This window comes from Azospirillum tabaci, assembly GCF_014596085.1.
GTDB lineage: Bacteria > Pseudomonadota > Alphaproteobacteria > Azospirillales > Azospirillaceae > Azospirillum > Azospirillum tabaci.
The window spans coordinates 52,046-66,147 of the sequence record NZ_JACCJY010000035.1; the positions used below are offsets into that span (position 1 = coordinate 52,046).

The 14,102-nt window shown below is 69.7% G+C and carries 15 protein-coding genes; 7 read left to right on the forward strand and 8 right to left on the reverse strand.

Annotated elements, in window-relative coordinates; all coding sequences use genetic code 11:
• Position 1 precedes the first annotated feature (1 nt).
• From H0B54_RS24950 to H0B54_RS24965, 4 genes are all read right to left on the reverse strand, one after another.
• Positions 2-727, reverse strand: a complete 726-nt coding sequence (locus H0B54_RS24950; protein WP_188262567.1) for an ABC transporter ATP-binding protein — start codon at positions 725-727, stop codon at positions 2-4.
• The gene (locus H0B54_RS24955) at positions 727-1,716 is read right to left on the reverse strand and encodes an ABC transporter permease subunit (RefSeq protein ID WP_188262568.1); all 990 of its coding nucleotides are present in this window, start codon (positions 1,714-1,716) and stop codon (positions 727-729) included. The genes H0B54_RS24950 and H0B54_RS24955 overlap by 1 nt, the downstream gene beginning before the upstream one ends.
• Positions 1,713-2,582 carry a branched-chain amino acid ABC transporter permease gene (locus H0B54_RS24960; RefSeq protein WP_109469516.1) on the reverse strand — a complete coding sequence of 290 codons (870 nt, stop codon included), beginning with the start codon at positions 2,580-2,582 and terminating at the stop codon, positions 1,713-1,715. Before H0B54_RS24960 ends, H0B54_RS24955 begins: the two co-directional genes overlap by 4 nt.
• Positions 2,583-2,680: 98 nt before the next feature.
• Positions 2,681-3,607: a L,D-transpeptidase gene (locus tag H0B54_RS24965; protein WP_188262569.1), complete on the reverse strand. Its 927-nt coding sequence runs from the start codon at positions 3,605-3,607 to the stop codon at positions 2,681-2,683.
• Between the two features lie 74 nt (positions 3,608-3,681).
• On the opposite strand from H0B54_RS24965, the gene H0B54_RS24970 reads away from it, so the two are divergent.
• Entirely contained in the window at positions 3,682-5,487 is a 1,806-nt protein-coding gene (locus H0B54_RS24970; RefSeq protein ID WP_188262570.1) for a tetratricopeptide repeat protein, read from the forward strand.
• A gap of 61 nt (positions 5,488-5,548) precedes the next feature.
• Here H0B54_RS24970 and H0B54_RS24975 read toward each other — a convergent pair whose 3' ends face one another.
• Positions 5,549-6,790 (reverse strand): ABC transporter substrate-binding protein, encoded by a 1,242-nt coding sequence (locus H0B54_RS24975; protein ID WP_246472784.1) that lies wholly within the window; start codon positions 6,788-6,790, stop codon positions 5,549-5,551.
• Positions 6,791-6,937: 147 nt separating this feature from the next.
• On the opposite strand from H0B54_RS24975, the gene H0B54_RS24980 reads away from it, so the two are divergent.
• The 3 genes from H0B54_RS24980 to H0B54_RS24990 all read left to right on the forward strand — a co-directional run bounded on the left by H0B54_RS24980 (position 6,938) and on the right by H0B54_RS24990 (position 9,606).
• Complete coding sequence (locus tag H0B54_RS24980) at positions 6,938-8,344, forward strand: tetratricopeptide repeat protein (protein WP_188262572.1); 1,407 nt, start codon at positions 6,938-6,940, stop codon at positions 8,342-8,344.
• A 203-nt stretch (positions 8,345-8,547) separates the two neighbouring features.
• On the forward strand, positions 8,548-9,240 hold the full coding sequence (locus tag H0B54_RS24985; RefSeq protein ID WP_188262573.1) for an endonuclease III domain-containing protein: 693 nt from the start codon (positions 8,548-8,550) through the stop codon (positions 9,238-9,240).
• Positions 9,241-9,363: 123 nt separating this feature from the next.
• Entirely contained in the window at positions 9,364-9,606 is a 243-nt protein-coding gene (locus H0B54_RS24990) for a DUF1178 family protein (protein WP_040134468.1), read from the forward strand.
• Between the two features lie 28 nt (positions 9,607-9,634).
• On the opposite strand, the gene H0B54_RS24995 is transcribed toward H0B54_RS24990, so the two are convergent.
• Positions 9,635-10,546: a peptidoglycan-binding domain-containing protein gene (locus H0B54_RS24995; protein WP_188262574.1), complete on the reverse strand. Its 912-nt coding sequence runs from the start codon at positions 10,544-10,546 to the stop codon at positions 9,635-9,637.
• 241 nt (positions 10,547-10,787) lie between these two features.
• On the opposite strand from H0B54_RS24995, the gene H0B54_RS25000 reads away from it, so the two are divergent.
• Positions 10,788-11,048 (forward strand): hypothetical protein, encoded by a 261-nt coding sequence (locus H0B54_RS25000; protein WP_188262575.1) that lies wholly within the window; start codon positions 10,788-10,790, stop codon positions 11,046-11,048.
• 7 nt (positions 11,049-11,055) lie between these two features.
• Here the strand turns inward: H0B54_RS25000 and H0B54_RS25005 are convergent, their stop codons facing one another.
• Both H0B54_RS25005 and H0B54_RS25010 read right to left on the reverse strand, forming a co-directional pair.
• Positions 11,056-11,493 carry a hypothetical protein gene (locus tag H0B54_RS25005; protein ID WP_188262576.1) on the reverse strand — a complete coding sequence of 146 codons (438 nt, stop codon included), beginning with the start codon at positions 11,491-11,493 and terminating at the stop codon, positions 11,056-11,058.
• A gap of 17 nt (positions 11,494-11,510) precedes the next feature.
• A complete protein-coding gene (locus H0B54_RS25010) occupies positions 11,511-12,959 on the reverse strand; it encodes a GH1 family beta-glucosidase (protein ID WP_188262577.1) in 1,449 nt (482 codons plus the stop codon).
• Positions 12,960-13,117: 158 nt separating this feature from the next.
• On the opposite strand from H0B54_RS25010, the gene H0B54_RS25015 reads away from it, so the two are divergent.
• A complete protein-coding gene (locus H0B54_RS25015; RefSeq protein ID WP_246472789.1) occupies positions 13,118-13,297 on the forward strand; it encodes a twin transmembrane helix small protein in 180 nt (59 codons plus the stop codon).
• 21 nt (positions 13,298-13,318) lie between these two features.
• Positions 13,319-13,888, forward strand: coding sequence for a cob(I)yrinic acid a,c-diamide adenosyltransferase (locus tag H0B54_RS25020; RefSeq protein WP_188262578.1), 570 nt, complete (start codon positions 13,319-13,321; stop codon positions 13,886-13,888).
• Positions 13,889-14,102: the final 214 nt, after the last annotated feature.

Below are 14,102 nucleotides of genomic sequence, written 5' to 3' on the forward strand. Positions count from 1 at the left end.
GTCACAGATCCTCGGCGCCCAGATACGATTCGATCACCTTGGGGTTCGCCACAACCTCCGCAGGCAGGCCGTCGGCGATCTTCTCCCCATGATCCAGCACGACCACCCGGTCGGACAGGGCCATGACGGCGCGCATCACATGCTCGATCATCAGGATCGTCATGCCCTCGCGCCGGTTCAGGTCGCGCAGCACCTCGACCATGCGGTCGACCTCGGTGGGGCGCAGGCCGGCCAGCACTTCGTCCAGCAGCAGCAGGATCGGGCGGGTGGCGAGCGCGCGGGCGACCTCCAGCCGCTTGCGGTCCGGCAGGGTCAGGCTGCGCGCCGGGCGGGCGGCCTGATCGGCCAGCCCCAGCCGGTCCAGCACCATCCGGGCGTGGTCGCGCGCCGCCGCCACCGACCGCTCGCGGGCCAGCGCGCCGACGACCACGTTCTCCTCGACCGACAACTGCCCGAAGGGCTTGACGATCTGGAAGGTCCGGCCGATCCCCGCGGCGCAGATGCGGTTGGGCTTCAGCCCGGTGATCGGCGCGCCCTTCAGATGCACCCGCCCCTCGTCGGGCGGGAAGACCCCAGCGATCAGGTTGAAGGTGGTCGTCTTGCCGGCGCCGTTCGGCCCGATCAGCGCGACGATCCGGCCCTCCGGCACGGAGAAGCTGACGTTGGAGACGGCCTTCAGCCCGCGGAACCGCTTGGACAGGCCCTCGACCTCCAGAAGCGCCGCCATCACGCGTCCTCCCCGGGGCGGCGGACGAGGCCCAGCCGGTCGGCCAGCCACGGCCACACCCCGTCCGGGCGGTAGACGACGATCACCACCAGCGCCACGCCGTAGAACAGTTGCTTGAGGCCCGGCAGGTCGAAGCCGGTCACCTCGATCAGGTAGGTCAGCAGCTCACCCAGCGGGGTCAGGATGAAGGCCCCGAGGATCGGCCCGATCAGCGTGCCGATGCCGCCGACGATGGCCGGCAGGATGATCTCGATGGAGCGGCCCATGGAGAAGACCTGCTCGGGGAACAGGTTGTTGAAGTAGAAGGCCTGGAACACCCCGCCCAGCGCCGTCAGGGCGGAGGACACGGCCACCGCGGCGATGCGGGCGCGGAACAGGTCAACGCCGACCGCCTCCGCCGCCTCCGGCTCCTCGCGCACGGCCAGCCATTGGTAGCCGAGGCGGCTGTGCAGCAGGACCCGCGACAGGGCCAGCGCGGCCAGCACCAGCGCCAGGATCACGTAGTAGAACAGCTCCGGCGAGCCGCGCAGGTTCAGCAGGTCGTTGCCGGCGTCGCCCGCCACCGGGATGAAGAAGCCGCCCGAGCCGCCGAACCATTGCAGATGGTCGAAGCCGATGCGCGCGACCTCGGCGAAGGCGATGGTCAGCAGCGCGAAATGCACGCCGCGCACCCCGAAGCGGAAGCCCAGGAAGCCGATGAAGCAGCCCGCCGCCGTCGCCGCCAGCATCGCCACCCACATCCCCGCCCAGGGACCGATTCCGAAGTGCACGAACAGCGCCGCGCTGGCGTAGGCCCCCAGCCCGACATAGAGCGCGTGGCCCAGCGACAGCAGGCCGGAGAAGCCCATCATCACGTTCCACGCCTGCCCGACATAGGCGAACCACAGCACCGTGGTCAGCACCGACAGGACGTAGCGGTCGGCGATCATCGGCGCGGCCAGCAGCAGCGCGCCGCACAGCGCCAGAAGGACGATTCCGCGCCCCGTCACGACCGTTTCCCCAGCAGGCCCTGCGGGCGCAGCAGCAACACCACGATCAGCACACCATAGCTGAAGAGGGACTTGAGCGAGGGATCCAGCAGGAAGCCGGCCATCGCCTCCGAAAAGCCGATCAGCATGCCGCCCAGCAGAGCGCCCGGCAGGCTGCCCAGCCCGCCGACGATGACGATGATGAAGCTCAGCAGCGTGTATTCCGGCGCGAGCTGCGGCCGGGAGTCGACCAGCAGCGTCATCAGCGCGCCGGCGATGCCCACCACCCCGGCGCCGATGCCGAAGGTCAGCGCATAGAGCCCGTCGATGTTCAGCCCGACGACCCGGGCGCCCAGCGGGTTGTCGGCGCAGGCGCGGATGGCCTTGCCGGTGCGGCTGAAGCGGAAGAAGGCGAACAGCGCCACCGTCACCACGATCGCCCCGGCCCCGGCGCGCAGCCGCACCGCGTCGAGCAGCAGCGGCCCGATCTCCACCGTGTCGAAGCTATAGGGCACCATGACGTTGCGCGAATCCGGGCCGAACAGCATCAGCATGGCGTTCAGGATGATCGTCGCGATGCCCAGCAGCAGGATGAACTGCATGTGCTCCGGCCGCTCCACGAAGCGGTTGACCAAACCGCGCTGCAGCACCCAGCCGAAGGCGAACAGAACCGCCGCCACGACGGGCGCCGCCAGGATCGGGTCGAGCCCGAGCAGGCTGGCCAGCAGCACGGCGCCGTACATGCCGGCGACCATCATCTCGCCATGCGCGAAGTTGACCACGCGCACGACGCCGAAGATGACCGACAGTCCGAGCGCCGCCAGCCCGTAGACCAGTCCGGTCAGCAGGCCGGACGCGGCGATGTTCAGGTAATAGTCAAACGGCATGCACGATTCGCCCTTGGGAGAGCCCCGGATGGCCAAGCCTGAGCGGCGTAGCAGTCCTTCGTAGTCGTGACAAGTTTCCTGTGCGGATCTGGCGGCGATCAGCGGCGCTTTGCCTGCTCCAGCCGCACGGTCAGGGCGTCGCTCAGGCAGGCCCGCGCGGCGGCGGCGACCGCCGGGTCCTCCTCCATGCCGCGGCGGACCCAGCAACGGGCGGTGATGCGGTCGTCGAAGCGGCGCTCCTCCTGAAGCAGCGCATAAGCGGCCGCGTCGCGGCGCTCCGCCGGCAGGGCGGCGAGGTGGCGCTGGTGCAGCCCGCGCGCCCGCCCATCCAGCGCGGCCAGGTCCGGCATCGTGCAAATCATCCGCCGCAGGGGCGCGCCGGCTGTGGTACAGCGCGGATCGGGCACGATGGGAAGCGACGGCGGCGGGGCGGGAGTTGGGAGAGCCGCCGGAACGGCGACTGCACTGGCGGGCTGCGGTGCCGGGACGATGGCCGGCCCGGAGACGACTCGGACAGGCGTCCCGACCGGCACCATCTCGAACAGGGCGGCGATGTCGGCGGGCAGCATGCGGAAGCAGCCGCCGCTGGCCCGGCGGCCCACCGAATCCGGCTCGTTGGTCCCGTGGATGGCGATGGCCGTCCAGCCGAGGTCGAGCGCGAATTCGCCCAAGGGGTTGGACGGCCCCGGCGGCACCGACGCCGGCAATGCCGGGTTGTCGCGGCGCTGGTTGGCGGTGGGGTGCCAAGTCGGGTTGCGCCGCTTGCGCAGAACTTGGCTGTCCCCCAGCGGGATCGCCACGCCGGGCCGTCCGATGGCGACCGGGAAGGAACGCGGCGGGCGTCCCTCCTCCAGCAAATGGAGTCGGCGCTCCGTCAGGCTGATGACGATTCGTCGCGGCGACGGGGTTTCGGCGGTGGTGGCGGTGTCCTGCGCGCGGACGCCACCGGGCGAAACAAGCGCCAGGGCAATCGCCAGGGTTGCCGTCGGGACAAGATGCCACAAGAATGTCGCGGTGCGCTGCATGGGAAAAGTTCAGCGCATCCGCCCTAAAAGCGCGTAAACATGCCGTCAGGGACCAAGCAGCAGGAACGCCGACCATGGACACCATCGAACAGACGCTGGCCGTTGCGACCGAACACCACCGCGCCGGCCGCACCACGGAGGCGGAACGCCTGTACCGTGAGGTGCTGGCGGCGTCGCCCGGCCATCCGGATGCGCTGCACCTGCTCGGCGTCATCGGGCTGCAAAGCGGGCGTCCGGCGGAGGCGGTGGACCTGATCGGGCAGGCGGTGGCCGGCGACCCGACCTCTCCCCTGCTGCACGCCAATCTCGGCCACGCCCTGCACGCCACCGGCCAGACCCGCGACGCGGCGTTGAGCTTCGCCCGCGCCCTGACCCTGCTGACCAACGAGGGCGAGGGCTGGGGCAACGTGAGCGCGCTGGCCGGGCTGATCCGCCGCTACGACGACGAGGACCGCCGCGCCGCGGCGGCCGAGGTGGACGCGGCCTACGCCATGGGCGACGTGATGCGGCGCCATTCGCTGCTGTTCCTGCTCGATGGTGACGTCGCCCATTACGAGGCGCTGACGAACGCCGTTCTGGAAGACCCGATGCGCTTCACCGTGCCGTCGATCCATTACGCCTTCTGGGGCATGGCGATGCAGCTTTTCCAGGGGGGGGCGCGGTCCGGCGACGCCGGTGCGTTCCAATCCGGGAATCTCACGGAATATTACCGCCTGATGGTGGACGAGACGGCGCTGCGCTACCATCTGCGCCGCCGCATGAAGCGCGCCACGCCGCGCGGCGCGGTGAAGCGGATCGTCCTGATCACCAACCAGATGCTGGGCGCCGGCCACCAGCCCACCGCGGACGCCTTCGACTTCGCCCGCCGCCTGCAGGACGAGTTCGGGCGCGAGGTGGTCATCATCAACCCCAACGCCATGGCGATCACCGGCGAGAACGGCTTCGTCCCCGAATATTCCTACAACATCACCGAGGAGTATGAGGGCGAGCAGGTCATCGCCGCCTTCGGCACGCGGGTCCGCATGATGTCCTTCCCGCAGAAGCGCTTCGACGAGGAGAAGGTGAACGCCATCGTCGATTACGTGGACGGCTTCGACCCCGACGTCATCGTCGCCTTCGGCGGGTCCAACGTGGTGGCCGACCTGTTCTCCGGCGCGCGCCCGGTGATCTGCGTGCCGACCTCCTCCGGCCTGCCGCTGTCCATGGCCCGGCTGGTGCTGGGCTATGGCGAGGCCGACACTGCCCAGGGCTGGCCGGAGGACATGGCGGAGCGTTTCCGTCCCTTCTCCTTCGGCTGGACCCTGCCGCCCGCCGGGCCGGAGCGCAGCCGCACCGATTTCGGCATTCCGGAAGCCGGGCCGGATGGCGGACCGCTCTTCCTCGTGGTCGGCAACCGCCTGGACCAGGAGGCCGGACCGGACTTCCTGGCGCTGGTCGACTCGTTGCTCGACCGCCTGCCGGAGGCCCGGATCGCCATCGCCGGCGGCGTGGAATCGCTGCCGCAGCGGATCGCCGCCCTGCGCAACGCGGACCGGGTCCACACGCTGGGCGACGTGGAGAATGTGCGGGCGCTGCACCGCCTTGCCACCGCTTACCTGAACCCGCGCCGCCAGGGCGGCGGCGGCAGCACGGCCTTCGCGCTGGCCGACGGGGTTCCGGTGGTGACCGTCGCGGCGGGCGATGTGGCGACCGTGGCCGGGCCGACCTTCACCGTGGCCGACGACGCGGCCTATCTGGAGCGCGCCGCCGCCCTGGCCGGCGATCCGGCCTTCCGCGACCGGCAATCCGCCGAGGCCCGCGCCCGGTTCGCCGCGTCCGGCGATCGCCGCACGTCGGTGGAACGGCTGCTCGCCTACGCGCTCGAAGCCCAGACGGCATGAAAAAGAAGGGAGGGGACGCGGCCCCTGCGGCCGCGCCCCCTCCCTTCCCACATCCCCTCGATCAGGCGCGCTTGCCCCAGCCCGGCATCGGGAAGACCGGGTCCATCTCCGCGGAGCCCTTGGGCAGGACCACGGTCGGGCGCAGGTTGCGGTTCTGCAGGCAGGCGGAGATGAGCTGCGTGTTCTGCCCCTTCTCGTCGAAGGTAATGGCCGGGCCGACCATCATCTTGTCCTTCAGGTTGGTCTGGCGCAGCGCCTCCAGCAGGGTGGCCGGTTCCGCGGTCCCGGCGCGCTTGAAGGCATCGGCGGCGACCAGGATCGCTTCCAGCGTGAAGGCGACGTTGAAGGCGTAGCCCTCGAACCGGTCGTTGGGATACTGCTTCTTGAAGGCCGCCTCGACGCGCTTGGTCAGCTCCGCCTTGGGGTCGTACCAGGGCAGGTTGGTGATGGCGTAGTCGGCGTACTTGCCCAGCACCTTGTAGAACTGCTCGTCATACAGGCCGGGCGAGCCGGGGGAGACGATGCCCTTGGGCTCCCAGCGCTGCTTGACCATCTCGCGCACCAGCATGATGGCGTCGTTGGCGCGGGTGGTGACGATGGCGAGTTCGGCGCCCGTCGCCTTGGCCTTGGCCACCTCGACCGCGAGGTCCTGGGCCTTCGGGTCGTAGGAGATGCTGTCGACGATGCCGAACGGCATGTCCAGCTTCGGGAACAGGGCGTCCATCGCCTGCTTGTTCGCCATGCCGAAGGTGTCGTTGGCGTGCAGGAACACCGCCGTCTTCGGGGTGACGCCGCTGACCGCGAACAGGTCCTTCATCAGCGCCAGCCCGTTGCTGACGAGCATGGTGGAAGTCGGGAAGTTGCGGAAGACGGTCTTGTAGCCCTGCTCGGTCAGGCGGTCGGCGGCGGCGATGTTCATCACCAGCGGGACGCCGCGCTGCTCGCAAACCTGCGCCGCGGCGGCGGTCTGGCCGCTGTCGAAGGCGCCGACGATGACGTTCGCGCCGTCGTTGATCAGCTTCTCGGCGCGCGAGCGGGCGACGTCCACGTTCGATTCGGTGTCGGCGGACAGGATCTCGACCTTGTAGCCGAGTTCACCGAGGATGGCCGGCGCGATTTCGGCGCCGCGCTGGCAGGCCTGGCCCGCCTGGGCGAGCAGGCCGGAGCGGGGCAGCAGCACGCCCACCTTCAGCGCGGTGCCCTGCGCGAAGGCCGGCGCCCGGCCGAAGGCGGCGAGCGCGCCGGCCGAGAGGGCGACCGAGGCGGCGGCGGTGCCGAACTGACGGCGGGTGAGTCCTCCCATGGACCCATTCTTGCTGATGCGATGATCGTTCATTATCGGGTGTTTCCCTGAGGCATGGTCCCGGAGCGGATGATTTCCCCGCATGGGCCTTTGTGTCAAAGTGGAATCCATCAAAAGGCGACACACGGACGAGACGGACCCCACCGAATGGCGACCATCGAGGAGGCGCTCGGCATCGCGCTCGACCACCTGAAGGCCGGACGGCAGACCGAGGCGGTGGACCTGTACCGGCGGATCCTGGACGCCGATCGCAACAATCCGGAGGCTTTGCACCGGTTGGGCCTGCTGACCGCGCTCGGCGGCGACCGGGAGCGCGGCATGGCGATGATCGCGCGATCGGTGGAGTTGGACGGCGGAGACGCCGACGCGCACTTCAACCTCGGCGCCCTGCTCCACGTCGCCCTGCGGACGGAGGAGGCGATCGCCGCCTACCGCCGCGCGCTGGCGCTGCGCCCCGACTTTCCCGACGGCGAGTATCACCTGAGCGAGGCCCTGCAGGCCATCGGCCGCGTTGGCGAGGCCTTGGACGTGCTGGACCCTCTGCTGGCCCGCCACCCGCACTTCGTCCCCGGTTGGCGGCAGAAGGGCGACATCGAGGCCGACCTCGGCCGCCCCGGCGCCGCCGTGTCCTTTTACGAGATGGCGCTCGCCATCGACCCGCGCGACGAAGGGTCGCGGGAACGGCTGGCGGTGCAGGCCGCGATCTACCGCGCTCGCCGGGCGATCCTCGACGGAGCGGGGCCGGACGGTCGGCTGGACCTTCGCGACGTCACCATCCTGGTCCCCTTCCGCGCCGACAGCGCGGACCGCAAGCGCAATCTGCGCTGGATCGTCTCCTTTATCCTCAAGCACGCCGACACCACCGTCTTGATCGGAGAGGACAAGGCGGGGCCGAGCGACGTCGCCGACGCGCTGGGGCCGGAGTTGGCCGCCCGCTGCCGGCATCTGCACTTGACCGGCAACGACACGCCCTTCACCCACAAGGCTTACCTCCTCAACCGCATGGTCGAGGCGGCGACGACCCCCATCGTCGCCCTGCACGACACCGACGTGGTGGTCGATCCCGTTCAGTACGTGCTGGCCCGCGACGCGGTGCGCGGCGGGGCGGCCATGGCCTTTCCCTACAACGGGCTGTTCTTCTGGATCCTCGGGCGGGAAGTTCACCGATTCGGCCACACGCTGTCGGCGGCCCCCCTCAACGCGGTCTGCCCCCGCTTCCCGCTGATGCACCGCGATTCGCCGGGTGGAGGCGCCTTTTTCGACCGGGCGGCGCTGCTGGCGGCGGGCGGCTACAACGAGCGCTTCGTCTCCTGGGGCTATGAGGACGACGAGATCGTCGAGCGTTTGCGCCGTCTGGGCCTGCGGGTCGAGCGGGTGCCGGGGCCGCTGTACCATCTGGAGCACGCGCGGCCCGAGAACTCCACCGACAGCAACCCCTTCGTCGACGCCAACAAGGCGGAGCTGGAACGCATCCAGGCCATGGACGCCGACGCGCTGCGCGCCGACATCGCCGCCGGCCGCCTGCGCCGCCCGCTGTTCTCCAGCGCCGGGTAGGAGGGCAGCGTTCGGGAAGAAGGGTCAGCGGGCCTTAGCCGCGGCGAACTGGTCGGACGCGTCCGTCGCCATGGCTCCGACCCTTTGAAAATCAGAACATGCTGATTTGATAAATCCGAGCCGCCTCGCGAAGGGGAATGGGGAGCAACCCTGCCCCCTGCACTGTTTCGGTGTGGCTCCCTTCACCACGCCAGCGACCGATCATGCCCCTGCGCTCCGCGCCCCTTCTCGCCGATAAGGAACCCTTCGACATCGACGAGGCGTTCCGGCGCCTGCGCCAGGCCGTGGCCGGACGCCCGAAGGCCGCCATGTTCGCGTTGCGCGACCGCGGCTATGGCAGCCCCTTCGAGCAACTGGTCGGCAGCCTGATCTCCGCGCGGACACGCGACGAGACGACCCTCGTGGTGTGCGAGCGGCTGTTCGCGGTGGCGCGCACGCCGCAGCAGATGGTCGCCCTGACGCCGGAGGAGCTGACCCGTCTGCTCGACGGCGCGACCTTTCCGGAGCCCAAGGCCCGCGACATCCGGGCGCTGTCCCGCCGGATCATCACGGAGCATGGCGGGGTGGTGCCCGACACGCCGGACGCCCTGATGGCCTTCCATGGCGTCGGCCCGAAGATCGCGGCGCTGACGCTGGCGGTCGGGTTCGGCATCCCGGCTGTGGCGGTGGACGTGCATGTGCATCGCATCGTCAACCGCTGGGGCTTCGTCGCCGCCCCGACGCCGGAGCGCACCATGGTCGCGCTGATGGAGCTGTTGCCCCGCCCCTACTGGGTGGAGATCAACGAACGGCTGGTGCCCTTCGGCAAGTGGATCTGCACCGGCGACCGCCCGCGCTGCTCGACCTGCGCCATGCTGTCCATGTGCCGGCAGGTGGGGGTGACGACCCATCGCTGAGGCGCGTCCATCACTCAAGCGCCAAGGCACCGGCCTTGATGCAGATCATCGCGCCGCTTCGCGGGATTCCGTCCTTCTTTCCGGCAACTGCCCCGCCCAAGGACGATCCAAGGAAGACCGTCGATGATCCTGTACGCCCTGCGCTGCGCCTGCGGCCATGAATTCGAGCAGTGGTTCAAGAACATGGCCGATTACGACACCCGCAAGGCCGATGGCCTGCCCTGCCCCTCCTGCGGCGGGACGGAGGTGTCGAAGGCGATCATGGCGCCGCGCGTCGGCGCGTCCAAGCCGTCACCCGCACCGATGCCCGCCTGCAACCCGTCCGGCTGCGGCAACGCCATGTGCCCGATGTCGCAAATGGCCTGAACAGGGAATCGCCTGAGAAGGCCGCGGCCTACCGCCGCCCGCGTCCGCCGCTGGTGAGCGGCGGCAGGGCGCCGGTGGTCAGCTCCTCCCGGCGGCGGCCACTGCCGAAGCTCGGCTCGCGGCGCTGGTCGCGCGGGCCGTCGTTGCGCGGCGCCGGGCGCGGAGCGTTGGCCCGCCCGCTGCGCCACCACGCGAAGCCGATGCCGAGCACCGTCGCTCCGATCACCCCCATCACGCCGTAGCGGGCGCCGTTGGCGGCCCAACCCGGCAGCATCGACCCGCTGTCGGCAGCCGGCTCGACCACCGGCACCGGCTGACCGGACGGGGTGGCCGCGGTGACGCTGGCCCGCGGCGCGGCCTGCGGCACCGGCCCCTGCCCCTGTCCCTGCGAGGACGCCGTGGCGGAGGCCGCGGGGGCCGACGAAGCGGGGGCGCTGGACGGGCCGCCCGACGAAGAACTGCTGCTGCTGGTGGGCGGGCCGGCGCTGAACTGCGCGCCGCCGCCGACGCTGCCCGCCCCGCTGTCGATCCGCTGGGTGGGCGCGGCACGGGGCACCACCTCCCGTTGCGGTTCGCGCGGCGCTTGGCCGGGACCGCCGCCGCCGACCTTCTGCTGGGCAAGGTTCCCGACCGTCGCCGGGGCCTTGCCCTCCCGCTCGCCCATCATCTTGGCGATGGTCGCCTTGTCGAGCTGGTTGGTCACCGGCAGTCCATGGGCGGCCTGATACTTGCCGAGCGCCGCCTTCGTCTCGGCGTGCATCTGGCCGTTGGCCCGCCCGCCGATGTTGTAGCCCTTGTCCTTCAGGATGGTCTGGGCCCATTGGATGTCCGCCGTCGATTGCGCCCGAACCGAAGCGCCCGCCAGCAGCCCAGCCGCCAGAACCGGCACCACCACAGCCAACGCGACCGCGCGGCGCGCGCGGTGCGAACCACCCGTCATGACCATCCTCCGTCCGAAACGCCAACCGACCATCGCTTTATCCACTATCGTGGATGCGCGACCGTGTTACCAGATTGCGGCGGATTTCCGGGCGCGATTTTTGTGCGCCTGCGTTGCGGCTGCATCAGGTACTCCCCCCCTTGGCGCCCCCGGAAGGACCGGCTGATTCCCCATCCGTTAACCGATGCGCGCGCAAAAACGTGGTATAGATCCCGTAAGGCGTTTTGTGGGAGGCCGTGGCATGGCGACTCTGAGACACGCGATCCTGGCGGGCGGAGCGCTGATGCTGGCGGCCTGCGGCAGCACCCCGGCCTATCGGGAATGGACGGCGACGGAGACCACGGCGACCGCCGCCTACGACGAGTGCATCGAGCAGGTGGACAACACCCTGCGCCTGCGCGGCTATCCCTACCGCCCGCTGCCGGAAACGCCGCAGTTCCGCTACCGCAAGGAAATCTTCGCCCTGTGCATGCGCCGCAAGGGCTACACGGCGGACGACTGAGCCGGCTTCATGGCCCCGGCAGGCCATAGCGCAGATAGAGCACGCCGCCGATCAGCACCCCGGCCAGCACCACCGCCGCGTAGAAGCGGAGCGGCAGCGGAACCTTCTCCCGCCGCTGCGGCCCCTTGGTCGCGGTTCTTGCCGCGGCGGCGCGGGGCGCCGGCCTCGCCGCAGCGGGCGTCCGGCCCGGCCAGGCCGTTCCCCCCTGGTTGGGGTCGTGCAGCTCGATGAGCTTCCAGTTGAACTCCATGCCGTCGCCGTCGGCCCCGGCGTTGTGGTCGAGCTGGATCAGGCGGAAATAGGCGCGCGGGTTCACCCGCACCATCAGGTTGAAGCGGGCGCGGGCGTGGTCGAGGTCCTCCCCAACCTCCAGCGTCTTCCAGCCCTTGCCGCGCGCCTTCTGAATGGCGAAGCGCGTCGGCTGGGCGGCGGGAACAGGCGCCATGATCGCAGCCCCATCCCTTAAGCCGAGGTCGGAACACCCTTCCTGCGGATCACGTCGGCATACCAGTGGTAGCTGGCCTTGGGACGGCGCTCCAAAGTCTGGCGGTCCACCTCGATCAGGCCGAAGCGGCGCTGATAGCCCTCGGCCCACTCGAAATTGTCCAGCAGGCTCCACACGAACCAGCCCCGCAGGTCGACCCCCTCTTCCAACGCTTGATGACCGGCCAGTATGTGGCGGCGCAGGTAGCTGATGCGGTCTTTGTCCTGGACGAAGCCCTTCGGCCCGGTCTGATCGGGATAGGCCGCCCCGTTCTCCATCACATAGACCGGCGGGTTGCCGTATTCCTGCTTCAGCTCGATCAAAATTTCGGCGATGCCGTCGGGCTCCACCGGCCAGCCCATCCCAGTCGTCGGCGTGCCCTCCGGCGGGGAGCCGTAGCCGGTGCCGAACAGGCCCGCCGGATCCGGCTGCTGGTGCATCCGGCTGTAGTAGTTGATGCCCAGGAAGTCGATGGGCTGGCGGATCGCCTCCAAATCGCCGGCCTTGACCAGCGGGGCGAAGTCCTCGCGGAGCAGTTCCGGATACTCGCCCAGCAGCAGCGGGTCGAGGCAGGCGCGGTTCCACACCGCATCCCACATCAGCGATGCCGCGTAATTGGCGTCAAGCCCGCCGACCGGCCACACCGGCTGGAGCGACAAGACCGTGCCGAGTTGCCAGCCCTTGCCGCCGCCCGCCGCCCGCAACGCCTTCAGCGCCATGCCCTGGGCGAGGTTCTGGTGGTGGATCGCCTTGAAGTAATTGCCCTTGCCGGTCATCCCCGGCGCGTGCCCGCCCAGGCCGTGGCCGAAGATGGCGTGGACGGAGGGCTCGTTCAGCATGGTCCAGTGCTTGGCGCGGTCGCCGATTCGCGCGGCAACGATCTGGGCGTAGTCGGTGAACCAGCCCACGATGTCCCGGTTGGTCCAGCCGCCGCGGTCCTGAAGCGCCTGGGGCAGGTCCCAATGGTACAGGCAGGGCCAGGGCGCGATGCCCTTGGCGAGCAGCGCGTCGGTCAGCCGGTCGTAGAAGTCCAGCCCCTCGGCATTGGCGGCCCCGGTGCCGGTCGGCTGGACGCGCGGCCAGGCGACGGAGAAGCGGTAGGCGTTCATCCCCGCCTTCGCCATCAGATCCACGTCCTCGGCGTAGCGGTGGTAATGGTCGCAGGCCACGTCGCCGGTGTCGCCGTTCGCCACCTTGCCGAAGGAATGGCTGAAGGTGTCCCATACGCTGGGCCCGCGCCCGCCCGCGGTCACCGCCCCCTCGATCTGGTAGGAGGAGGTGGAGGCGCCCCAGACGAACTTGTCAGGGAAGGCGGCCAGCACTTCCGACGGCTGGGCCACCGCGGCGCGGCGCGTGGTCAGAAAGGCCCCGGCCGAAGCCGCCAGCCCGCTGGCCGCCGCCGCCTTCAGGAAACTCCGCCGCCGCATACCGAATTCCTCTCGCCGTCCGGGTCGTCCGCGACAATGTAAGAAGACCGGGCGTCAGCGCAACAGGCGCCTCGCATCGGAATGCCCGTGCAACCGGTTTTGCCGGTGTAGGCGTATCCTGGACCGTGGGGTAGTATGGCGCCATGAACGGACTTTTCATGTTTTTGCTGATCGTGGCGCTCGGCCTCGTCGTCGCGTCGCTGTTCTCCGGGCTGTTCTTCATGGCGCGCGGCGGACAGGGCGATTCACGCAAATCGAACCGGGCGATGCGGATGCGCGTGGCGCTCCAGGGGGTGGCGCTCGTGCTCTTCCTGCTCGCCATCCTGACCCACGGCTGATTGAGGACACCCGCAGGAATCATGGTCAAGCTGACCCGCATCTACACCCGCGGCGGGGACCGCGGCCAGACCTCGCTGGGCGACGGGCGCCGCGTGCCCAAGCACGACCCGCGCGTCACCGCCTACGGCACGGTGGACGAGGCGAACGCCGTCATCGGGCTGGTCCGGCTGCACACCGCGGACCAGCCGGAGACCGACGCCATGCTGGCGCGAATCCAGAACGACCTGTTCGACCTGGGCGCCGACCTCTGCACACCGGAGGCGGAGGACCCGGCCTACCCGCCGCTGCGCATTCTGGAGTCGCAGGTGGACCGGCTGGAGGCGGAGATCGACGCGATGAACGCCGACCTCGCCCCGCTCACCTCCTTCATCCTGCCCGGCGGCTCGCCGGCGGCGGCGCATCTGCATCTGGCACGCACCGTGGTGCGCCGCGCCGAGCGGCTGATGACCGAGCTGGCGGAGGTGGAATCGGTCAACCCGGCGGCGGTCAAATACGCCAACCGCCTGTCCGACCACCTGTTCGTGCTGGGCCGGAAGCTGAACGCGAACGGAGCATCCGACGTGCTGTGGGTTCCGGGCGCAAACCGTTGATGCAATTCTGCCTCCTTCGCGCTTGCGGCGTGGGCGGCGTTGACAGCCAAAACGGCAACTCCTATGGTCGCAGCGCTGTCACAGCTGCCCGATTCGGCGCCAGCGGCGAAGGTGCGCCTGCATAATTTAAGAAAAGGGTGGGATATGAAGGTCCTCGTCCCGGTCAAGCGGGTGGTCGATTACAACGTCAAGATCCGCGTCAAGGCGGACGGTT